Annotated in this window: 19 protein-coding genes; 12 read left to right on the top strand and 7 right to left on the bottom strand. The window is 66.1% G+C overall.

What is annotated here, in order from left to right; translation table 11 throughout:
• The 5 genes from phnG to phnC all read right to left on the bottom strand — a co-directional run bounded on the left by phnG (position 1) and on the right by phnC (position 4,144).
• Positions 1-444: a phosphonate C-P lyase system protein PhnG gene (gene phnG / locus C6W88_RS17850; protein WP_231498693.1), complete on the bottom strand. Its 444-nt coding sequence runs from the start codon at positions 442-444 to the stop codon at positions 1-3.
• Positions 441-1,208 (bottom strand): phosphonate metabolism transcriptional regulator PhnF, encoded by a 768-nt coding sequence (gene phnF / locus C6W88_RS17845; RefSeq protein WP_083970561.1) that lies wholly within the window; start codon positions 1,206-1,208, stop codon positions 441-443. Before phnF ends, phnG begins: the two co-directional genes overlap by 4 nt.
• A 91-nt stretch (positions 1,209-1,299) precedes the next feature.
• On the bottom strand, positions 1,300-2,094 hold the full coding sequence (gene phnE, locus C6W88_RS17840; RefSeq protein WP_108133446.1) for a phosphonate ABC transporter, permease protein PhnE: 795 nt from the start codon (positions 2,092-2,094) through the stop codon (positions 1,300-1,302).
• Positions 2,095-2,184: 90 nt separating this feature from the next.
• Positions 2,185-3,216, bottom strand: coding sequence for a phosphonate ABC transporter substrate-binding protein (phnD, locus tag C6W88_RS17835; protein ID WP_108133445.1), 1,032 nt, complete (start codon positions 3,214-3,216; stop codon positions 2,185-2,187).
• Between the two features lie 58 nt (positions 3,217-3,274).
• Positions 3,275-4,144 carry a phosphonate ABC transporter ATP-binding protein gene (gene phnC, locus C6W88_RS17830; RefSeq protein WP_108133444.1) on the bottom strand — a complete coding sequence of 290 codons (870 nt, stop codon included), beginning with the start codon at positions 4,142-4,144 and terminating at the stop codon, positions 3,275-3,277.
• 411 nt (positions 4,145-4,555) lie between these two features.
• Between phnC and C6W88_RS17825 the strand changes: the two genes are divergently transcribed.
• Positions 4,556-4,975: a VOC family protein gene (locus tag C6W88_RS17825; RefSeq protein ID WP_045994223.1), complete on the top strand. Its 420-nt coding sequence runs from the start codon at positions 4,556-4,558 to the stop codon at positions 4,973-4,975.
• Between the two features lie 9 nt (positions 4,976-4,984).
• Here C6W88_RS17825 and C6W88_RS17820 read toward each other — a convergent pair whose 3' ends face one another.
• Positions 4,985-5,263: a hypothetical protein gene (locus tag C6W88_RS17820; protein WP_108133443.1), complete on the bottom strand. Its 279-nt coding sequence runs from the start codon at positions 5,261-5,263 to the stop codon at positions 4,985-4,987.
• A 170-nt stretch (positions 5,264-5,433) separates the two neighbouring features.
• Here C6W88_RS17820 and C6W88_RS17815 point away from each other — a divergent pair, with 170 nt between their 5' ends.
• Together C6W88_RS17815 and rapA are read left to right on the top strand one after the other, a co-directional pair.
• A complete protein-coding gene (locus tag C6W88_RS17815; RefSeq protein WP_108133442.1) occupies positions 5,434-6,243 on the top strand; it encodes a TlpA family protein disulfide reductase in 810 nt (269 codons plus the stop codon).
• Between the two features lie 343 nt (positions 6,244-6,586).
• Positions 6,587-9,526, top strand: coding sequence for an RNA polymerase-associated protein RapA (gene rapA, locus C6W88_RS17810; RefSeq protein WP_108133441.1), 2,940 nt, complete (start codon positions 6,587-6,589; stop codon positions 9,524-9,526).
• A gap of 161 nt (positions 9,527-9,687) precedes the next feature.
• Here the strand turns inward: rapA and C6W88_RS17805 are convergent, their stop codons facing one another.
• Positions 9,688-10,599: a TIGR01777 family oxidoreductase gene (locus tag C6W88_RS17805; RefSeq protein ID WP_108133440.1), complete on the bottom strand. Its 912-nt coding sequence runs from the start codon at positions 10,597-10,599 to the stop codon at positions 9,688-9,690.
• 375 nt (positions 10,600-10,974) lie between these two features.
• On the opposite strand from C6W88_RS17805, the gene C6W88_RS17800 reads away from it, so the two are divergent.
• The 9 genes from C6W88_RS17800 to C6W88_RS17760 all read left to right on the top strand — a co-directional run bounded on the left by C6W88_RS17800 (position 10,975) and on the right by C6W88_RS17760 (position 20,189).
• Entirely contained in the window at positions 10,975-12,003 is a 1,029-nt protein-coding gene (locus C6W88_RS17800) for an NAD(P)/FAD-dependent oxidoreductase (RefSeq protein WP_108133439.1), read from the top strand.
• A 52-nt stretch (positions 12,004-12,055) separates the two neighbouring features.
• Positions 12,056-12,442: a sirohydrochlorin chelatase gene (locus C6W88_RS17795; RefSeq protein ID WP_108133438.1), complete on the top strand. Its 387-nt coding sequence runs from the start codon at positions 12,056-12,058 to the stop codon at positions 12,440-12,442.
• A gap of 315 nt (positions 12,443-12,757) precedes the next feature.
• Complete coding sequence (locus C6W88_RS17790) at positions 12,758-13,669, top strand: MerR family transcriptional regulator (RefSeq protein ID WP_045990818.1); 912 nt, start codon at positions 12,758-12,760, stop codon at positions 13,667-13,669.
• A gap of 79 nt (positions 13,670-13,748) precedes the next feature.
• Complete coding sequence (gene phrB, locus C6W88_RS17785) at positions 13,749-15,179, top strand: deoxyribodipyrimidine photo-lyase (RefSeq protein WP_108133437.1); 1,431 nt, start codon at positions 13,749-13,751, stop codon at positions 15,177-15,179.
• Positions 15,180-15,317: 138 nt separating this feature from the next.
• Complete coding sequence (locus tag C6W88_RS17780; protein WP_108133436.1) at positions 15,318-15,758, top strand: nuclear transport factor 2 family protein; 441 nt, start codon at positions 15,318-15,320, stop codon at positions 15,756-15,758.
• 219 nt (positions 15,759-15,977) lie between these two features.
• A complete protein-coding gene (locus tag C6W88_RS17775) occupies positions 15,978-16,790 on the top strand; it encodes an SDR family NAD(P)-dependent oxidoreductase (protein ID WP_108133435.1) in 813 nt (270 codons plus the stop codon).
• Positions 16,787-18,118 carry an NAD(P)/FAD-dependent oxidoreductase gene (locus tag C6W88_RS17770; RefSeq protein WP_108133434.1) on the top strand — a complete coding sequence of 444 codons (1,332 nt, stop codon included), beginning with the start codon at positions 16,787-16,789 and terminating at the stop codon, positions 18,116-18,118. Before C6W88_RS17775 ends, C6W88_RS17770 begins: the two co-directional genes overlap by 4 nt.
• Positions 18,115-18,924, top strand: a complete 810-nt coding sequence (locus C6W88_RS17765) for a DUF1365 domain-containing protein (RefSeq protein ID WP_108133433.1) — start codon at positions 18,115-18,117, stop codon at positions 18,922-18,924. The genes C6W88_RS17770 and C6W88_RS17765 overlap by 4 nt, the downstream gene beginning before the upstream one ends.
• The gene (locus C6W88_RS17760; protein ID WP_108133432.1) at positions 18,921-20,189 is read left to right on the top strand and encodes an SAM-dependent methyltransferase; all 1,269 of its coding nucleotides are present in this window, start codon (positions 18,921-18,923) and stop codon (positions 20,187-20,189) included. The genes C6W88_RS17765 and C6W88_RS17760 overlap by 4 nt, the downstream gene beginning before the upstream one ends.
• Positions 20,190-20,198 lie beyond the last annotated feature (9 nt).

The raw sequence follows: 20,198 nt of genomic DNA, 5'->3' as shown, positions 1-20,198 counted from the left end.
TCATTCGCCCCTTACCATGGTGAAGAAGTCGACGCGGGTGGCGGCGGCGGTCTGCGAGGCCTGGTTGCACTGCTCATCGAGTGCCTGCTCGAGCGGTGCCATCAGTTCGCTGTCGATACGCCTGGCCCAGTGGTCGTGGTGAGCGCAGGCGTCGACCAGGGCGATCAGCTCGGCGTGGGCCTTGTCGCGACCACGCACCCAGCCATGGCCAAGGGTGCCGTCATCGAGGGCGACGCTGGCCCGGGTCAGGGTCATCTCGCCCAGGTTGAAGGCCGATCCACTGCCGCCCATGCGGCCACGGACCATCGCCATGCCGGTCTCGGGGCCACGCACGCAACGGTGGCTCGCCTGGATGCCCAGGGACTGCCAGCCTTGCGCAAGACGGTCGAAAGGAGTCAACGCGAGCAGGCGATGACGTTGCGTCGGGGTCATGGTCGGTGTCATGAGAAGCCCTCGTCGTCGTGGGACTGCGGACGCTCGTCCGCGGGAAAGTCGAAGTGATAGGCCAGCCGATCGGCCCGTGCCCGACTGACGGAGATCTCCACCAGACGACCATCGGCGTCGACGTTGTCACTGGTCAGCACCACCAGCGGCGCCAGGCGGGCGCACTGCAGCATGCGGCTGTCGTCGGCGTCGGCCTGGACCGCTTCCAGGCGCACCCGGGAGCGCCTCAGGCGCAGCCCGTAGTGCTGGTCCAGCAGCGCCCGGGTCGAACCACCGCGATAGCGATCCAGCCAGCCCGGCACCCGTTCGGGGTCGAACCAGTGGCGCAGCCGCAACAGCGGGGCCCGGTCGACGTGGCGCATGGTGTCGACACACAGAAGGCTCTCGCCCGGCCCACGCGCAAAGCGCTGGGCGATGGCCTCCGGCGGCACCGCCAGGCCCTGGGTCAGGCAGCAGGTCTCGGTGGCCAGGCCCAGTTCCGCCAGGTTGTGGGTGACCTTGCTGGCGGCGTTGACCGCATAGTCCAGGCGGCGGTCCACCACCTGGGTGCCACGGCCCTGGTGACGGGTCACCATGCCGGCGGCCACCAGTTCGTCCAGCGCCCGGCGTACGGTGTGGCGGTTGACGCCGAAGCGCCTGGACAGCGCCGCTTCGCTGGGCAGCAGATCGCCGGGAGAGTACTGCGCCCGGACTTCGCGCGAGAGGACATCGGCCAACTGGCGATAGCGCGGCGGGCTGCCTGCCTCGGTCACTTGTCTAGACATCTTCGCTCCAAAAAAGAAGGTATCGGGTGGTGGCCGAAGCCACCGGCAGACCAGCCGTTCTGGTCTGCTTACTCGGCTCTGCTGTGTCAGCCTAGATGAAGCGCTTGCGTACGAACTGCGAGGCCATGTCCAGCGCCGTCACGGCGATGATGATCACCAGCATGATGGTGGCCGTCTCGGCGTACTGGAATCCGCGCATGGTCTCCCACAGCGCCACCCCGATACCGCCGCCACCGACCATGCCGAGCACCGTGGCCGAGCGGATGTTGGACTCGAAGCGATACAGGCTCACCGAGATCCACAGCGGCAGCACCTGGGGAATCAGACCGAACACGATCTCCTCGATGCGCCCTGCTCCGGTGACCCGAATGCCTTCCATGGGCCCGGCCTCGGCGGCTTCCACCGCTTCGGAAAACAGCTTGGCCAGCACCCCGGTGGTGTGGATGAACAGCGCCAGGGTTCCGGCGAAAGGCCCAAGCCCCACCGCCACCACGAACAGCATGGCGAATACCAGCTCGTTGATGGCACGGGTGGCGTCCATCAGTCGGCGCACCGGCTGGTAGACCCACCAGGGCACCAGATTCTCGGAGCACAGAAGGCTCGCAGGAATGGCGACCAGGATGGCCAGCAGGGTGCCCCAGATGGCGATCTGGATGGTCACCAGCATCTGCTCGATGTAGTGGACGAGGTTGCCGAAGGCCGGGGGAAAGAAGTCGCCGGCCAGGGTCGCCATATTGTCGGCGTTGGTCACCAGCAGGCTCGGGCGCATCTCGACGCCCTGCCAGGACCAGGCCAGCACCGCCAGGCCGACGCCCCACAGCGCCAGGGTGGTCCAGCTACGCTTGGGCGGCAGGCTGATGCCGGAAAGTTGTGTCTGGGTGGTCATGCGTTTTCCTGGGGGAACTTGAGAAAGCGGTGACAGCGTGAGCGGTCCAGGCCGCGCCGGGCCTTCGTCCCGGCGCGGCCTGGCGTCACATCAGCCGGCGTTGGTGGCGGCATCCTCGGGCATCGCCTCGGCGGCCTGCACGTCCTTCATGCGCGCATCGAGATCGTCGAGCTGGCTGTCGATCTCGGCCAGTCGGGCCTCGCGATCGCCTTCGTCCAGGCTTTCGTCCTTGGCCACCTCGGAGCGCTCCTTGAACAGCGCCAGCTGACGGATCGGCAACAGCTGGTCGTTGTCGGAGGCATCGAAGCCAGACCACTGCAGCGGCTCGAGAATCTGCTGCTCTTCGGCGTCATCGCCGTAGTTCAGGAAGAACTCACGCAGCTTTTCCTTGGTGGCGTCGTCCAGGTCGCCGCGCCACACCAGCGGGTCGGACGGGATCAGCGGCGACTTCCAGATCACCCGCAGCTGCTCGGCCTTGTCCGGCGCGGTCACTTCCAGACGCTCCATGCCTTCGGTATTGAAGGTGGCCACGTCGACCTGCTGATTGGCCACCGCCAGGGCGTTGGTCTCGTGGCTGGAGTTCAGGGTGCGCTTGAAGGCTGACGAGGCGTCGACACCGTTCTTGGCGAAGACGTAGTAGCCCGGCACCAGATAGCCGGAGGTGGAGTTGGGATCGCCGTTGCCGAACACCAGCTCGGAGGCGTTGGCCAGGACGTCATCGACGCTTTCGATGTCGCTGTCCTGGTGGGTGATCATCAGACTCCAGTAGCCCGGGGCTCCGTTGGCCGCCACGGTCTGGGCGAAGATCTCGCCGTCGGCACGATCGACGGCTTCCATGGCCGACTTGTTGCCGTACCAGGCCAGGTCGATCTGATCAAAGCGCATGGCCTGGATCACCGCGGCGTAGTCGGTGGCGAAGAAGGGCTCGACCTCCATGCCGATCTGCTCGGACATATCGGCCAGGAACGGGTCCCACAGCGGCGCCAGATTCTGGCTGGCCTCGGTGGAGATGATGCCGAACTTGAGGGTCTCGGTCTCGGCGGCGGCCAGCTGGGCACTGGCGGCAAGGCCAATACCGGCGATCAATGGCAGCGACAGGCGACGAAAGGATGCGAGAGACATGGGATTCTCCTGAAGGTTATCGGTCGTTGTGGGAACAGGTGTCGCAGGATGTGGTGGCTCAGCTATGGACGACCTGCGCCGACACAGCCGTCTGGGCCTGGGTGTAGCTCGGCTCACGCAGCGGTGACGGCAGGTCGGGTTGACTGCCGGCACGCAGCTCGTCGAGGCCGGCGTTCTCGTACAGGGTCTTGAGGCGTGCGTCGGTCAGCTCGGAGGTCTTGCCGTCGAAGTACAGGCGCCCATCCTTGAGCGCGATGGCCCGGTGGCAGTAGCGCCGGGCGATATCGACCTGATGCAGGGTGATGACCACGGTGCGGCCATCCTCGGCGTGAATCCGCTCGAGGATCTCCATCACCTCCCGGGCGCTGCGCGGGTCCAGCGAGGCGATGGGCTCGTCGGCGAGGATGACGTCGGCGTCCTGCATCAGCACCCGGGCGATGGCCACCCGCTGCTGCTGACCGCCGGAAAGGGTGTTGGCACGCTGGTAGGCCATGCCCTCGAGGCCGACCCGAGCCAGGCACTGAAGGGCCCGTTGGCGTTCCTCGTCGCTGAAGCGACCGAGCAGCGCCCGCGCCCGCGGCATGCGCCCGAGCTGGCCGATCAGCACATTGGTCAGCACGCTGAGGCGATTGACCAGGTTGAACTGCTGGAAGATGTAGCCGACCCGGCAACGCTGGCCACGGCTGGCCCGGCGCAGGCGACCGCTGGCCTGGATCTCGCGCCCCAGCAGGCTGACTCGGCCACCGCGATCACGGTTGCAGCAGGTCAGTCCGACCAGATGACGCATCAGGGTGGACTTGCCGGAGCCGGACGGGCCGATCAGCGCAACGATCTCCCCCGGGGTGATCTCGAAACTGACATCCTCGAGCACTCGGCTATGGCCGAAGTTCTTGTTGAGCCGCTCGACGATGATGGTGGGAATGGACATGACGCCTCTCCTCTAGGAATGGCGCCAGTCTGGACATCAAAGATGAAGGCCAGTTGTCTAGACAATGTCATTGAGATGACAAATTTCCCTGCACACGGAGCAAGCGCACCGGCACTACCTCGCCAGAGGTAGAAAAAACAAGGAGTTGGGGGCGACTGTCATGCAGCGGTCACGTCATTGCCGCCGATTCGTCATACTCAGGCAGGGCGACCTATGGACGAAGACGTCGTCCATCTGTACGAAAAGGAAGATGGACAAGACGCCCTGAAAAGTCTTGCAAGGAGGCACCAGCAAGCGGCCAATCGCCACGCCCATAGCGCCAGGCGATAAAGGCCATAAACAGGCTTGAAGGGAAAACCGGCGGCTTCGGCGCCAGACTGAATCCGACACATGATCCCACGGAGGCATGTCATGCAGCATCTCAGTCTGGAGCCGGGCGCCCTGGAGGTCAGCGACCTAGCGGGAATGCGTCGGTTCTTCGAGACGACACTGGGCCTTCGGGTGCTGGTCGCCAGCGACACTGGGGTGACCCTTGAATTGGGAGGCGGCGAGAACACCCAGGTGCTGATGTTGCTGGCGAGCCACACCCCGACGCCGCCGAGAACACTGAATCTCGAGGTCGACGCCGCCAGCTTTCCTGCGCTGCGTCGACGCCTGGAAGACTGCGGACACGAGTGCGGCTTTGTACAGAGCTGGGAGGGAGACAACAGCACCTCGCGTCAGTGCGCCTTTCGGGTGGTGCTGTGCCGGATGCCGGAGGGGCACTGGCTGAGGCTTACCGCCATCGATCCGGCCCGCTGCGCCTCATCGACCCGAGAGGTCCGGGCCTGACGCCGTTGATCAATCGCGACCCTCGCCGTCTCCCGCTTCTTCGTCACCCTCGTCATCACCCAACAGCCGCTGGCGCCGTTCGTCACGGAACTTCTGCAGGCGGTTGTTGCGGTAGCGCCGGACGATCGCTACTACCAGCGCCACCACCAGCATCAGCCCCAAGGTGAGCCCCTGCCACGGGCGCGGGTGGTCCAGGGTGGTGCCGAGCACAAAGATCATCACGAAGCCGAGGGCCTGGCTGCCGATGGCCAGGGCGCGCAGGGGGTCGAAGGCCTTGGGTGGTGACATCACAGATCCTGAATCAGAGAGATGGCTCGAAAACCGATGGCCCGGCAGGCGGCTCGGGATGACAGCGCGCATCGGGCGCAGTAGCCTTGCCGGATCGAGCCCACCAAGTGTACCTGCTCGCCTGCGCATTTTCGTGCTTTCGCGTTTCCCCAATGGAGTTCGCCCCATCCATGGATGCCATCGCCATCGGACCGGTGCTAGTGAGCCTGCCGCGTCTCTACGCCCTCGTCGTCACCCTGTTGCTGCTGGCCGCCAGCGCCTTCCTGCTGGGCCTGCCCCGCCGCCGCCACGGTCGCTGGTTCAACGGCCTGATGCTGGCTTGGCTGGTCGGCGCTCGGCTCGGGCACGTGCTGCCGCACTGGGCCGCCTATCAGGACAACTGGCTGGATATCATCAAGCTGTGGCTACCCGGCTACAGCGGGGTCTGGGGGCTGGTCGCCGCCGCCCTGTGGACCCTGTGGTCACTGCGTGATCGCCTTGGCGCCCTGCTCGGTGCCCTGGGTCTGACGCTGGTCGCCTCGCTTGCCTGGCTGGCGCTGGTCAGCTGGGCGCCGCTGTCGGCAAGTCCGGCGCCGCAACGCGTGCCAGAGCTGACCCTGGAAGACGTCGATGGCGCCCCCATCGAACTGGCCTCGCTGGCAGGCGGCCCCACCGGCAAGCCGCTGATCATCAATCTATGGGCCACCTGGTGCCCGCCTTGCCGGCGCGAGATGCCGTTGCTGGCCGACATCGACCAACGCGACGACGTCACCGTGGTCGTGGCCAATCAGGGCGAGCCGCTGGTTCAGGTCGCGCGCTACCTGGACGAGGCCGGCCTGGACTTTCGCTACCCCCTGCTCGACCCGCGCCAGCAACTGCTGGCCGCGAGTCAATCTCCCGGGCTACCCACGACACTGCTGTTCGACGCCGAAGGGAAGCTGCTCGAGCGCCATGTGGGGGAGCTGACCCTGCCTCTGCTGGACGACTGGCTGGCGCGCTGAAACTTTGCCAACCTGAGCACATACTGCAGGTGAACCGCACCCGCAGTCTCAGGGCCGAGGGGGACACCCCGCCTCGGCCCGCCCAACCTGTCTTTTCCTGCACTGACGTAGCCTGAATCCGCCACCTCACGGCCGAGCTCATCGCTGGCCCGGGCACGGCGGCAAGCGCGGGGGCGTTTCGGGAACGCCTCGATGCGAAGGTTTCAGCCGCCATGCGACATCTGATCACGGGCATGACGATGGCGCTTAAGCCAGACTGAAGATTGCTGTAAGATACCGCGCCCTGTCGGCGGCGGGCCTGGCCCGCGACCACGAACCGTAACGACGCATCTCCCGAGGCATCATGAGCGACTTCTCTCCCGGCCAGCGCTGGATCAGCGACGGCGAGGCCGAACTCGGCCTGGGCACTATCCTGAACTGCGACGCGCGCAGCGTCACCGTGCTCTTCGGCGCCAGCCAGGAAACCCGCACCTACAGTACCCGTCTTGCCCCGTTGACCCGAGTCGCCTTCGGCAGTGGTGATCGCATCCAGTCCGCCGAGGGCTGGCAGATGACGGTGGACGACACCAAGGAAATCGATGGCCTGATCGTCTATATCGGCGAAGACGACAAGGGCGAGCTGTGCGAACTGCCGGAGGCCCGGCTGGCCGACAGCATGCAGTTCGACCAGGCCCGGGATCGTCTGCTGACCGGCCAGGTCGATCGCAACGACTGGTTCGACCTGCGCTTTCGCACCCTGCACCACTACCACCGCATCGAGCAGAACCCGGCGCTGGGCCTGGCCGGCCCACGCATCGATCTGATCCCCCATCAGCTGTACATCGCCGACGAGGTCTCCTCACGTCAGGCGCCCCGTGTGCTGCTGGCCGATGAAGTCGGCCTCGGCAAGACCATAGAGGCCGGACTGATCCTGCATCGCCTGCTGCTGACCGGGCGGGTCGAGCGGGCGCTGATCCTGGTGCCGGCGAGCCTGACTCACCAGTGGCTGGTGGAGCTGCTGCGACGCTTCTCGCTGTCGGTGACCCTGCTCGACGAACAGCAGAGCCAGGCCCATGGCGACGCCAATCCCTTCGAGGCCGGCCAGCTGGTGCTGGCAAGCCAGGACTGGCTGTTCGCCAACGCCCACCGTCAGCAGCAGGCCGAAGCCTGCGAGTGGGACCTGCTGATCGTCGACGAGGCCCACCACCTGGAGTGGAGCGAGGACGAGGTCGGCCCCGGTTACGCCTGCGTCGAGCGCCTGTCCGGCGCCACCGAGGGCGTGCTGCTGCTGACCGCGACGCCGGAGCAGATGGGGCTGGCCAGCCACTTTGCCAGGCTGCGTCTGCTCGATCGCGATCGCTACTCGGACCTGGAAGCCTTCCGCGCCGAGGAGCAGGGCTATGTGGCGGTGGCCGAGGCCATCGACGCCCTGGGCGATGTCGACGGGCCGCTGGATGCCGGCGCCCGGGACACCATCGGAGCGGTCGCCGACGACGGCGACAGCCAGGCACTGCTGGCGACCCTGTCCAACCCCGAATGCAGCCTGGAACAGCGCCAGCAGGCCAGCGCCCAGCTGCGAGACCAGCTGCTCGACCGCCACGGCACCGGCCGGGTGATGTTCCGCAACAGCCGTCGCCACGTAGGCGGCTTCCCTGAACGTCGCCTGCACGTCGACAAGCTGGAGCTGCCGTCGTCCTATCGCCGAGTGCTGCGTCGCCTGGCGCGGGACGAGGACTACCTCGACGAGCTGCTGATCGAGACCGGCCTCGACCACCCCGAGGTGATGGTCTACCTGGACGGCATGTACAGCGCCCTGACCGAGGACCCGCTCAACGCCGAGCCCTGGTGGCAGTTCGACCCCCGGGTGACCTGGCTGCTCGAACGGCTGACCGAGATGGGCGACGACAAGGTGCTGGTGATCGCCCACGACCGCGAGACCGCCCAGGGGCTGTCCGACGGCCTGCGCGTACTCGGCGGCGTGCAGGCGCCGGTGTTCCACGAGGATCTGTCGCTGGTCGAGCGCGACCGCGCCGCCGCCGCCTTCGCCGACGACGAGGACGGCTGCCAGGTACTGGTGTGCTCCGAGATCGGCTCCGAAGGCCGCAACTTCCAGTTCTGTCGCCATCTGGTGATGTTCGACCTGCCGCTGCACCCGGATCAGCTCGAGCAGCGCATCGGCCGTCTCGACCGCATCGGCCAGCGCCACGCCATCGAGATCCATGTGCCGGTGTTCGAAGGCAGCCCCGGCGAGAAACTGCTGCGCTGGTACCAGGAAGGGATGGACGCCTTCAGCGCACCGCACGGCATCGGCAACGACCTGTTCGACGCCTTCGGCGACGACCTGGCCGAGAGCCTGCTCGACGACGAAGCCCTGGAAGAAGTCATCGGCGAGACCCGCGCGCTGTTCGACGCCAAGCTGGCCGAACGTGACGCCGGCCGCAATCGCCTGCTGGAGCTCAACGCCTGCCGTCCCGAACGGGTCGAGTCGGTCAAGGAAGCGATCGTCGAACTCGATGAAGACCGCGCCCTGCCGCGCTACCTGGACCAGGCGCTGGACATCTTCGGCGTCGACAGTCGCGAGCTAGGCAATGACCTGACCCTGCTGTCACCGGGCTCGCACATGCTCGACGGCCTGCCGGGGCTGGTGAAGGGTGAGGAAGGCTTCACCGTGACCACCTCGCGTTCCCGCGCGCTGGCCCGGGACGACGTCCAGCGGCTGTCCTGGGAGCACCCGCTGCTGCGCGAGATGATGGGCCGCATCCTCGACGGCAACATGGGCAACACCGCCCTTGCCCTGCTCAAGCATCCGGCGATCCCTGCCGGCCGGCTGATGGCGGAGCTGGTGTTCCGCACCCACTGCCCGGCACCGAAGCGCCTGCACCTCAATCGCTTCCTGCCGCCCACCGCGGTGCGGGTGCTGCTCGACGAGTCCGGTGCCAACCTCACCGACAAGGTGTCTTTCACCGGTCTTTCGAAGAACCTCAAGAAGGTCAAGAAGGCGGTGGCGCGGGACCTGATCAAGAGTCGCCACGACCAGCTGCGCGACCTGCTCGACAGCGCCGAGGCCGAGGCCCAGCGAGAGCTGCCGACGATCGTCGAGGCCGCCCAGGTGCGCATGCGCCAGACGCTGGACAACGAGCTGACCCGACTCGAGGCCCTGGCACAGCGCAACCCGTCGGTACGCGAGGACGAGATCACCGCCCTGCGCGACGAGCGCCAGGCGCTGGACCAGGCCATCGAAGGCACCCGCCTGCGCCTGGACGCCGTGCGTGTAATCGTGACCATCGACGACGACAGCGCCTAAGGATCGTCTCGGATATGGCGCCCCCGCGCTGCGACCGACAGCGCGGGGCTCCTGCTGTTTGCGAGATGTATCCGGTGCAAGGCCTTGGCGTAACGTGAGTCGCCTGGGGTATCGACCGGCAGTAGCGAGCGCCGGTGTCGAACAGCGGAACTCGCGCCGTCTTAAAGAATGTCGTCCAGCGCCTTGTCCAGGGTCGGGTAGCGAAAGCTGAAGCCCTCCTCCTCGAAGCGCTGCGGCACCATGCGCGCGCCGGTCAGCAGCAACCGCGACATCTCGCCGAAGGCGGTCTCCAGCACCATCGCCGGCACCGGAAAGGGCGTCGGGCGCTTCAGGTGACGCCCGATCGCTTCGGTGAACTCGCGGTTGGTGACGGGCTCCGGGGCACTGCCGTTGAAGGGCCCGCTCAGGTGCTCCTTCTCGATCAACCACAGGATCATTTCCACCAGATCCTCGCGATGGATCCAGGGCATGTACTGATCGCCCTTGCCGAGCCGCCCCCCCAGCCCCAGCTTGAACGGTGGCAGCAGCTTCTTGAGCATGCCGCCGCCTTCATCCAGCACCAGGCCGGTGCGCAGGATCGCCAGGCGCACGCCGAAGTCCTTCACTCCAGCGGCGGCCTGTTCCCAGCGCTTGCACAGGCGGTGGGCAAATTCATCATGGGGCGCTGTCTGCTCGGTTACCATCGGCGCATCCTCGCCCCCGCCCTGATCGCCGTAGAAGCCCATGGCCGAACCACTGACCAGCACCCTGGGGGCCTTGGCGGTCTGCGACAGCTGTTCGCACAGCATCACCAGTTCCCTGGTGGCGTTGATGCGCGAATCGATAAGTCTTTCCTTCTGGGTGTCACTCCAGCGCTTGTCGGCGATGGGCTCGCCTGCCAGGTTGACCAGCACCCCGGGCGGCGCGTCGACGAAGTCCAGCGCGCTGACCCGTACATCCGCCCCCTCGGGCAGCACCTTCGCCGCCTGCGCCGGTGAGCGGGAGACCACCTGTACGCGGTGACCGGCGTCCACCAGGCGTCGACACAGACGCTGGCCCACAAAGCCACTGCCACCGGTGATCAGTACTCGCATAGCTTGTCCTCTCGCAATACACAACGATCCCTGGCCCCGACCACATACCGTCGGCCCTCTCTGACGGCAGCGACCACCGCAGCGTGCGACCAGCCTGATTTCAGCCTAGTCGGTTGTGCGCTGGCCGGTCTACGGCTTGTCTGAAAAGTGCCTGCGCTCGGTAATACGGCGTTAAAAATCGGCTGGTGCGCCAGCCCGGTCAAAATGCTCATTTACACCCCGTAAACTGCGCTTTCTCACCGATTTTTGCCTTGTCTAACCTTCGCTCGTCGACTTTTCGGACAGAGCCTAGGACTTCATTTGACTCAAGTTGTACATCACTTATACGCTACATCCAAGATATTGACACTACAGGCTCGAGGAGGGCTTCCGTCGATGCTGCAGGTCGCCATCATTGGAGCGGGGTTCAGCGGCCTGGCTTGCGCCGGCCAGCTCCGCCGACACGGTCACCGTGCGGTGCTGTTCGACAAGGGCCGAGGGCCCGGTGGGCGCGCCAGTTCTCGCCGAGAGGGAGACGAATCCCTCGACCTGGGTGCTCAATACTTCAGCGTGCGTGATGCAGCCTTCGCCGCCGAGGTCGACCGCTGGGAAGCCGCAGGGGTGGCCACGCCCTGGCCGCCCTCCAGCTATCGGGTCGACGCCTCGGGCGCCTGGCATGAGGAAGGCGACGATCAACATCGTTACTGCGGCACTCCACGCATGAGCGCCATCACCCGCCACCTGGCCGCCCCCCATGAGCTGTTTGCGGCGACTCGCGTCACCCGCCTGACCGATCGCCTGGACGGCTGGTGGCTAGAGGACCCGCAGGGCGACAGCTACGGCCCCTTCGACCGGGTGGTGGTGACCGCGCCGGCGGCCCAGGCCGAACCCCTGCTGCGCCCCCACGACGAGGCGCTGGCGAAGGCCTGTCGTGAGATCCGCATGCTGCCCTGCTGGAGTGCCTGGGTGCGCTTCGACACAGCGCTGACGCTCGAGGGCATCGACGCCGACTGGCCAGTGGTACGCTTTGACCAGGGGCCGCTGCGCCTAGCGGTTCGCCAGAATCGCAAGCCCGGACGCGAGCACCAGAGCGAGACGCTTTCGCTGCTGGCCCAGGACGAGTGGAGTCAGCGCCATCTCGAGGACGACGCCGAGGACGTGGCCAGCAGGCTGACGGCAGCCCTGCAGAAGGCCCTCGCAACCAGGTTGCCGACAGGTTCCTCTCTGCCCCAGATCACGGCCAGCGGTGCCCATCGCTGGCGCTACGCCACCGCGGACCTTACGCTGGCGGCGCCCGATCACCGTCTCGGCGAGGATGGCCTGGCACTGGCCGGTGACGGTCTGCGCGGCGGACGTATCGAGGATGCCTGGCTGTCGGGCGTGCACGTCGCCGAGGCCCTGCATCGTACTGCCACCGACGCCTGAAGCGGGCGCCAGTCGCAGGCTTACCCATTTTCAGGTCATCAGGAAACCGAACATGTCATACGCACTGGTACTACTCGCACACGGCTCCAGCGATCCCAACTGGCGGGCGCCCTTCGAGCACTTCCGCGACGCCCTGGCGCCACGCCTTGGCACGCCGATCCGGCTGTCCTACATGGAGCTGTGCGAGCCGTCGCTGGAGACCACCGTGGCCGAACTGAGCGCAGCCGGCGTTACCCGCATCGAGGTGCTGCCGCTGTTCTTCGCCGCCGGTCGTCATCTGCGCAAGGATGTGCCTGCCCAGATCGACGCCCTGCGCAGCGAACACCCGGGGCTCGAACTGACGCTGCTGGCACCGGTAGGAGAACACCCCGTGTTCGTCGAGGCGCTGGCAAGCGCAGTGGCCGACCAGGTCGGCGAGACGCTGTCACCGGCCCCCTGATCAGCCCCCTAGGGCTTGTCTGAAAAGTGCCTACGCTCGGTAATACGGCGTTAAAAATCGGATCAACATGCTCATTTACACCCCGTAAACTGCGCTGTCTCACCGATTTTTGCCTTGTCTAACCTTCGCTCGCCGACTTTTCAGACTAAGCCTAGACGTTCAATCAGCGTGAGCGAAAAGCGGTAAAACTGTTGTACACTTTGTAGCGTCTGTACAGCTACGGAAACGTCGAGTCACCTACGCCATCGACAACTTCCAGGGACAGGGCGCAGCTTGCGCCTTCACAATCGCACCAGGACACGCATCGAGGCCCTCATGAGTCATACGGCGCCCCCCACCGAATCTCCTCTCTACCCCATCCGCGAAGTGTCGCGGCTCACCGGGGTCAATTCGGTGACCCTGCGTGCCTGGGAGAGGCGCTACGGACTGATCGAGCCGCGCCGCACGCCCAAGGGGCATCGCCTCTACGCTCGGGAAGACATCGAGCGGGTCGAGCGTATTCTGCAATGGCTCAACCGCGGAGTCCCGGTCAGTCAGGTCAAGGATCTGTTGACCCAGCCCGAGCCCGCCGAGACGGCACCGCCCGCCGCCGGTGACTGGACCTCGCAGCGCCGCCAGATGCTGGGTGCGGTGGATGCCCTCGACATGGATCATCTGGACGGCCTGTACCAGCAGTCCCTGGCCCTCTACCCGGTCGGCACCTGCATCAGTGAGCTATGGCAGCCGGTGGTCCAGGAGCTCGAGGAGCGCTGGGAAGGGCAGCTTGGCGCGGCCTTGCAGCGACGCAGTCTGGAGAGCTTCCTGCGCACGCGCATCGGTATTCGCCTGTTTCACGCCAATCGCACCGCCCGTGGTTCCACCCTGCTGCTGGACACCCTGCCGGACGATGACGGTTCGCTGTGGACCCTGATGCTGGCGCTCGCCGCCAGTGAACGCGGCTACCGCATCGCCCTGATGGATGCGCCGCTGCCGTTCACCGATCTGCCGCTGGCGCTGGAGCGCCTGCGCCCCGGTGCGGTGGTGCTGTGCAGCGGCAAGGCCGAACGCTCCGACGTGGTCCGTCGACTGCTGCCTCGCCTGGCCGAACAGCTCGACACTCCGCTGGCGCTGTGCGGCCCGGTGGCACGCATCCGCGCCGCCGAACTGGCCGACAGCCAGATCGAGGTGCTCGGTGACGACATCCCCATGGCGCTGGACCGGCTGAGGCCGCTGATTCGCCAGCACTGAGCCACGACAAGACAGCCTGATCATCCCCGTCGCGGCGCGATGCCCACTCTAACCACGACACGATTCGCGGGAGCTCCCCATGCCTGTCACTCTGGTCTGGTTTCGCAGCGATCTGCGTATTCACGACAATACTGCGCTTTACCACGCCGCCCGACGCGGCCCGGTCATCGGGGTCTTTCTGCACGCCGAGCAGCAGTGGCGCGAACACGGCCACGGCGACAACAAGCTCGACTTTCTGTGTCGTGGCGTGGAGGCCCTGGGCGAAGCCCTGGCCGAGCGCAATATCCCGTTGATCCAGCGTCAGGTGCCGCGCTTCGATGACGCCCCCCAGGCACTGATGGCGCTGGCCGAGGAGCTCGGCGCCGACGCCCTCTATTTCAATCGCGAGTACCCTCTCGATGAGGTCAAGCGCGACCAGGCGGTGCTGGCGCAGGCCGAGCACAGCGGCCTCGAGGCACGTGCCCTGCGCGACGCCGTGGCCTTCAGTCCCGGCGAGCTGCTCACCGGCAAGGGCGACTACTACGGCGTCTTCACCCCCTTCGCCAAGGCCTGGCACAAGGCCATCAGCGCCGAGCGACTCGAGGTGCTGGACCCACCGGAGCGCCAGGCGCCGCTGGAGCTGTCCTCCAGCGCCAGCCAGCGCCCCGACTATCCGAACAAGAGCGTGGATGGTCGCCACTGGCCGGCCGGCGAGGAGGCCGCCAGTGACCGCCTGTCGCGCTTTCTGCGAGGTTTCCCTGACAGCCCGGCGAAGCGCTACAAGGAGCAGCGGGACTTCCCGGCCAGACGCGGCACCAGCGAGCTGTCGCCCTATCTGGCGCTGGGCATGATCTCCTGGCGTCAGTGCATGCAGGCGGTGATGGCGATCAACGACGGTAGCTTGAGCGACGGCGACGCCGGCCTGACCGCCTGGGTCAGCGAACTGGTGTGGCGAGAGTTCTACCAGCACGTGGCCACAGGCTTCCCCAGGGTGTGCCGCCATCGGGCCTTTCAACGCCACACCGAGGCCCTGGACTGGCGCGATGCCCCCGAGGATCTTGCCGCCTGGTGCGAAGGACGCACCGGCTATCCGCTGGTCGACGCCGCCATGCGCCAGCTGGTCGCCACCGGCTGGATGCACAATCGCCTGCGCATGGTGACCGCCATGTTCCTGTCCAAGCATCTGTTGATCGACTGGCGACGTGGAGAGCGATTCTTTCTCGAGCACCTGGTCGACGGTGAATTCGCCGCCAACAACGGCGGCTGGCAGTGGGCGGCGTCCACCGGTACCGACGCCGCGCCCTACTTCCGCATCTTCAACCCCACCACCCAATCCGAACGCTTCGATCCCGAAGGCGAATTCATCGCGCGCTGGGTGCCGGAGCTTGCGTCACTGGCGCCGAAGAAGCGACATGCCCCGACCCGGGATCTGCTCACCGACCTCGACTACCCCGCCCCCATCGTCGACCACCGCGCCGCCCGCGAGCGCGCACTCGACGCCTTCAAGAGCCTGTCGAAGGACGCGGGATAAGGACACTGTCTGGCTTGGCCTGGCGTGAGATAGCCCGGCACAAGCCAGCGTCATCCTGTGGTCCCTTTGCTGATCCGCCCCAGCCCGATCCACCTCAGTCCGATCTGCCGACGACAACAACACCGACAAGGAGCCCCCATGATCCAGGACCCTGTGCTGGCGACCTTCTGCGACACCTTCAATAAACTAGACAATACCTGTACAGAAAAGCTATACAGTATATATTCTAGTGACATCGTCTTTATCGACCCATTGCATCGGGTGGAAGGCATTGAGGCACTGAAGCGCGACTTCGACGCCCTGTACGCCAACGTGATCGACTGCCGCTTCCGCTTTCACCATGGACTGCGGGACGGCGACCGGGGCTTCGTGTGCTGGACCATGGCGCTGCGCCACAGGCGCCTTTGCAAAGGCCGCCAGATCGACGTGGAAGGCTGCTCGGTATTGCGCTTCGCCTCACCGGACGGCGGCAAGGTGGTCCACCACCAGGACCATTTCGACGCCGGTGCGCTGCTCTACGAGCGCCTGCCGTTGCTCGGCGCGGTGATACGCAGCATCAAGCGACACGCCGCCGGTTGAGGCTGACAGCGCCGGTCGATGCCCGCGCCTTCGGTAAATATACGCACCGTCGGCTGAAACCATGGACAGCGCCGATACGTAGCTGACAGCAGGCCCAGAATTCTGATCCGACCTTGTACAACAAGAGTGAGTCTCGACAAGCGTGAATCGCAGCGAGCTTGAATCGAGCCCACAGCAAGCTCAGACAGCAAGGCCGCACCGCAAAAGGAGCGACAGTAGATGGCACGCGACCCCAACCCTCAGCGCATCTGGCTGACCGGCGCCACCTCCGGCATCGGCGAGGCACTGGCACGACGCCTGCTCGACGATGGCCATCGCGTCGCCCTGACCTCGCGCGGCAAGGCTGGCCTGGAACGACTGGCCAAGGACCATGACAACGCCATGCCGGTCCCCGCCGACATCACCGACCGCGCGTCGATGCAGGACGCCGCCGCACGCATCGACGAGGCCTTCGACGGCCTCGACATGGTGATCTTCAACGCCGGGACCTGCGTCTATCTCGACGGCGGCCGCGTCGACACCACCCTGGTTCGCGACAACTTCGAACCCAACTTCTTCGGCACCATCCATGGCATCGAGGTGGCTCTGCCGCTGTTGCACAAGGCCCGACGCCAGGGTGCCCGCCCGCAGATCGTGGCGACGTCCAGTGCTTCGGCCTATCTGGCGCTTCCGCGTGCCGAAGCCTACGGCGCGTCCAAGGCGGCACTGAGCTACTTTCTCGAGTCGCTGCGACTCGACCTGGCCCATCAAGGCATCGACGTCAGCGTGATCCACCCCGGCTTCGTCAAGACGCCGTTGACCGAACGCAACGACTTCCCCATGCCCATGGCGGTCACGCCGGAACAGGCGGCCAAGGCGATCTTCGAAGGACTGTCGGCACGCCGACGGGACATCCACTTCCCGCGGCGCTTCACCTACCTGGTCAAGTTCATGGGCATCCTGCCCCTGCGGCTGAGGATCGCCCTGGGCAAGCGCCTGGTCAGGCGCGAAGACGATGACGCTTCCACCCCCCACAAGGAACGCAACCAATGACTCGCCTTCAACCGCCGTTCGAGGCCCAGCGCATCGCGGTGATCGGTGGGGGTATCAGCGGCCTGGCCGCCGCTCGCTACTTGAGCGCGCGTCACCAGGTGACGCTGTTCGAGGCCGCCGACCGGCTGGGGGGACACACCGCTACCGTGGATGTCAGCCTGGACGGGCGGGACTACGCCATCGATACGGGCTTCATCGTCTTCAACGACCGCACCTATCCGCACTTCCAGCGCCTGCTGGCACACCTCGGGGTGAACGCTCAGGCCACCGAGATGAGCTTCTCGGTGCATCGCACCGACCGCGACTTCGAGTACAACGGCCACACCCTGACCTCGCTGTTTGCACAGCGTCGCAACCTGCTGCGCCCTGCGTTCTACCGCCTGCTGGGCGAGATCCTGCGCTTCAACCGACTGGCCATCGCCGATCTGGCGCGACCGGGCCAGGATACGTCCAGCGATGCCCTGCTGATGCACCTTGGCGACTATCTCGATGGCCATGGCTTCAGCGACGACTTTCAGCGCCACTACCTGCTGCCCATGGGAGGCGCCATCTGGTCGGCCAGCCTGGCCGATATCCGCGCCTTTCCCACACGTTTTTTCCTGCGCTTCTTCCACCACCATGGGCTGCTGTCGGTCAACGACAGGCCCCAGTGGTACACCGTGGAAGGGGGATCGCGCGGCTATATCGATGCCATGGTGGCGCCCTACGCCGACGCCATCCGCCTGGCGACGCCGGTGCGCGGTATTCGTCGGGAACACGACGGCGTGGTGCTGCGCACCGATGCCGGCGAGGAACGCTTCGACCAACTGGTGCTGGCCTGCCACGCCGACCAGGCGCTCGGGCTGCTCGATGACCCCAGCTACGCCGAACGCGAGGTGCTGTCGGCGTTGCCCTACGCCGACAACGAGGTGGTACTGCACACCGATACTCGCCTGCTGCCGCGCCGTCGGCGCGCCTGGGCCAGCTGGAACTATCGCCTCGACAGCCGCAGCGACGCTGACCGGGTCTCGGTCACCTACGACATGAATATCCTCCAGCGCCTGAGCGCGCCGCACACCTTCTGCGTGACCCTGAACGACGCCGACAGCATCGACCCGGCCAAGGTGCTCGGGCGCTTTCGCTACGCCCATCCCCAGTTCACGGCCCAGGGTAGCCTGGCCCAGGCGCGTCATGCCGAGATCTCCTCTGCGGCGCTGCGTACTCACTTCTGTGGCGCCTACTGGCGCAACGGCTTTCACGAGGATGGCGTATGGAGCGCGCTGCGGGTGGCAAAGGCGCTGGGCTGCGAGGAAAGCGACCATGAGCGGCTGGAGGCGGTGGCACCATGATCGCCAAGCCGCGTTCGCGGATCTACCGCGGCACCCTGCGCCATCGGCGCTTTCTGCCGCGACCCCACGAGTTTGCCTATCGCGTATGGATGGCCTGGCTCGACCTGGAGGAGCTGCCCGAACTGTTCGACCGGGTGCCCGGCTTCAGTGCCCGCAGGCCGGCGCTGGCCCGCTTCAGGCGCGAGGATTACCTGCCGGCACGGGGCAGCGAGATAACCCTGGCCGACGCCGCCAGGGCCGAGGTCCGCGAGCGCCTGGGCCAGGCGCCCCAGGGCCGGGTCTGCCTGCTGACCCAGCTTGGCTCTCCCTGGGTGTCGTTCAATCCCATCTCGCTCTACTACCTCTACCACGAACCCGACGGCGAGGGACGCGAGCGTCTGGGCGCGATACTCGGTGAAGTCACCAATACCCCCTGGCGCGAGCGCACCCGTTACGCTGCCGTGGTAGACCCCGAGCGTCACAGCCACCGCGCTGAGTTCGACAAGGACCTGCACGTATCGCCCTTTCTGCCCATGGGCATGACTTACCACTGGCGCTTCAATAGCCCGGGGCGTGAGCTCGCCATGCACATGGAGACCTGGCGGGATGGCCAGCGCCACTTCGATGCCACCCTGACCCTGGCAGGCCGGCCGGCTACCCGACCGGCGCTGCTCGCCGGCCTTGCGCGGCAACCCTGGATGGCCACCAAGACCCTGGCTGCCATCCACTGGGAGGCAATCAGGCTGTGGCTCAAGGGCGTCCCGCTGCACGATCACCCACCGCCGGCCGAAGGCCTCTCATCCAGATCCGAGGAGACTCCGTCTTGACCACACTCAGGAGCGAACAAGGCGTCACCATCAGCCGACGCGGCGACAGGCTCAGCCACTGGCTCAAGCCTCGGGTGCTGGCGCAATTGGGCCAACTGCGCCACGGCAGCATCACCCTTGTCGACGGCCATGAGCGCCATCAGCTTGGGGAACAGGGGGAACTGAGCGTGACTCTGGTGGTACGCCGCAGTCGGGTGTGGAAGCGCATGGCGCTGGGCGGCACCCTGGGGGCGGCAGAAGCCTACATGGACGGCGACTGGGACGTGGACGATCTGGTCGGACTGGTGCGTCTGTTTGCGCGCAACATCGACCGGGTCAATGACGATGTGGAAGGCGGCCTGGCCGGCCTGGGACGCGCCCTGCTGTCCACGCTGCTGCGTCTGCAGCGCAATACCCGCAAGGGCTCCCGGCGCCATATTGCGGCCCACTACGACATCGGCAATGACCTGTTCGCGACCTTTCTGGACCGTGAACACTGGATGTACTCCAGTGCCATCTTCCCCTCCCCGGAGGCTACCCTCGAGCAGGCCTCGACCCACAAGCTCGATGTCATGCTCGACAAGCTGGACGTCAGGCCTCACCACCACCTGCTGGAGATCGGCACCGGCTGGGGCGGACTCGCGATTCATGCCGCCCGCACCCGCGGCTGCCGGGTGACCACCACCACCATCTCCCGCGAGCAATACGAGCATACCGCTCGCCGCCTGGCCGAGGAGGGACTCGAGGACCAGGTCACCCTGCTCAACGAGGACTACCGCGAACTTAGCGGGCGCTATGACCGGCTGATTTCGGTGGAGATGGTGGAGGCGGTCGGCGCCGACTACCTGCCGCGCTACCTCAAGACCCTGGACCAGTTGCTGGCGCCCCAGGGGCTGGCGTTGCTGCAGGCCATCACCGTACGTGACCAGCGCTATGAAGCGGCGCGCAGAGAGATGGACTTCATCAAGCGCTACATCTTTCCCGGTGGTTTTCTGCCATCGCCCACGGTACTGCTGCAGAACCTGACGAAACACACCTCGATGAACCTGGTCGATCTGGATGATATCGGCCCGCACTACGCCCGCACCCTGCGTGAGTGGCGCCAGCGTTTCGAGGCGAGCCTCGATCAGGTCGGCAAGCTGGGCTACGACGAGCGTTTTGTGCGCATGTGGCGCTACTATCTGTGCTACTGCGAGGCGGGGTTCGCGGAGCGCACCATCAGCACCTGCCACCTGTTGCTGGCCAAGCCCGATGCGCGGCCGCGAACTCGGCTCGGCAAGCCGTGATCAGGGGAC

The organism is Halomonas litopenaei (assembly GCF_003045775.1).
Classification (GTDB): domain Bacteria; phylum Pseudomonadota; class Gammaproteobacteria; order Pseudomonadales; family Halomonadaceae; genus Halomonas; species Halomonas litopenaei.
The sequence above is the reverse complement of the archived record's forward strand: the minus strand, read 5'-3'. Positions and strand labels throughout refer to the sequence as shown.

Bases quoted from the DNA above. Each gene is read 5' to 3' on its own strand.
- phnG (WP_231498693.1), bottom strand. From the start codon at position 444: ATGACACCGACCATGACCCCGACGCAACGTCATCGCCTGCTCGCGTTG.
- phnF (WP_083970561.1), bottom strand. From the start codon at position 1,208: ATGTCTAGACAAGTGACCGAGGCAGGCAGCCCGCCGCGCTATCGCCAG.
- phnE (WP_108133446.1), bottom strand. From the start codon at position 2,094: ATGACCACCCAGACACAACTTTCCGGCATCAGCCTGCCGCCCAAGCGT.
- phnD (WP_108133445.1), bottom strand. From the start codon at position 3,216: ATGTCTCTCGCATCCTTTCGTCGCCTGTCGCTGCCATTGATCGCCGGT.
- phnC (WP_108133444.1), bottom strand. From the start codon at position 4,144: ATGTCCATTCCCACCATCATCGTCGAGCGGCTCAACAAGAACTTCGGC.
- C6W88_RS17825 (WP_045994223.1), top strand. From the start codon at position 4,556: ATGCAGCATCTCAGTCTGGAGCCGGGCGCCCTGGAGGTCAGCGACCTA.
- C6W88_RS17820 (WP_108133443.1), bottom strand. From the start codon at position 5,263: ATGTCACCACCCAAGGCCTTCGACCCCCTGCGCGCCCTGGCCATCGGC.
- C6W88_RS17815 (WP_108133442.1), top strand. From the start codon at position 5,434: ATGGATGCCATCGCCATCGGACCGGTGCTAGTGAGCCTGCCGCGTCTC.
- rapA (WP_108133441.1), top strand. From the start codon at position 6,587: ATGAGCGACTTCTCTCCCGGCCAGCGCTGGATCAGCGACGGCGAGGCC.
- C6W88_RS17805 (WP_108133440.1), bottom strand. From the start codon at position 10,599: ATGCGAGTACTGATCACCGGTGGCAGTGGCTTTGTGGGCCAGCGTCTG.
- C6W88_RS17800 (WP_108133439.1), top strand. From the start codon at position 10,975: ATGCTGCAGGTCGCCATCATTGGAGCGGGGTTCAGCGGCCTGGCTTGC.
- C6W88_RS17795 (WP_108133438.1), top strand. From the start codon at position 12,056: ATGTCATACGCACTGGTACTACTCGCACACGGCTCCAGCGATCCCAAC.
- C6W88_RS17790 (WP_045990818.1), top strand. From the start codon at position 12,758: ATGAGTCATACGGCGCCCCCCACCGAATCTCCTCTCTACCCCATCCGC.
- phrB (WP_108133437.1), top strand. From the start codon at position 13,749: ATGCCTGTCACTCTGGTCTGGTTTCGCAGCGATCTGCGTATTCACGAC.
- C6W88_RS17780 (WP_108133436.1), top strand. From the start codon at position 15,318: ATGATCCAGGACCCTGTGCTGGCGACCTTCTGCGACACCTTCAATAAA.
- C6W88_RS17775 (WP_108133435.1), top strand. From the start codon at position 15,978: ATGGCACGCGACCCCAACCCTCAGCGCATCTGGCTGACCGGCGCCACC.
- C6W88_RS17770 (WP_108133434.1), top strand. From the start codon at position 16,787: ATGACTCGCCTTCAACCGCCGTTCGAGGCCCAGCGCATCGCGGTGATC.
- C6W88_RS17765 (WP_108133433.1), top strand. From the start codon at position 18,115: ATGATCGCCAAGCCGCGTTCGCGGATCTACCGCGGCACCCTGCGCCAT.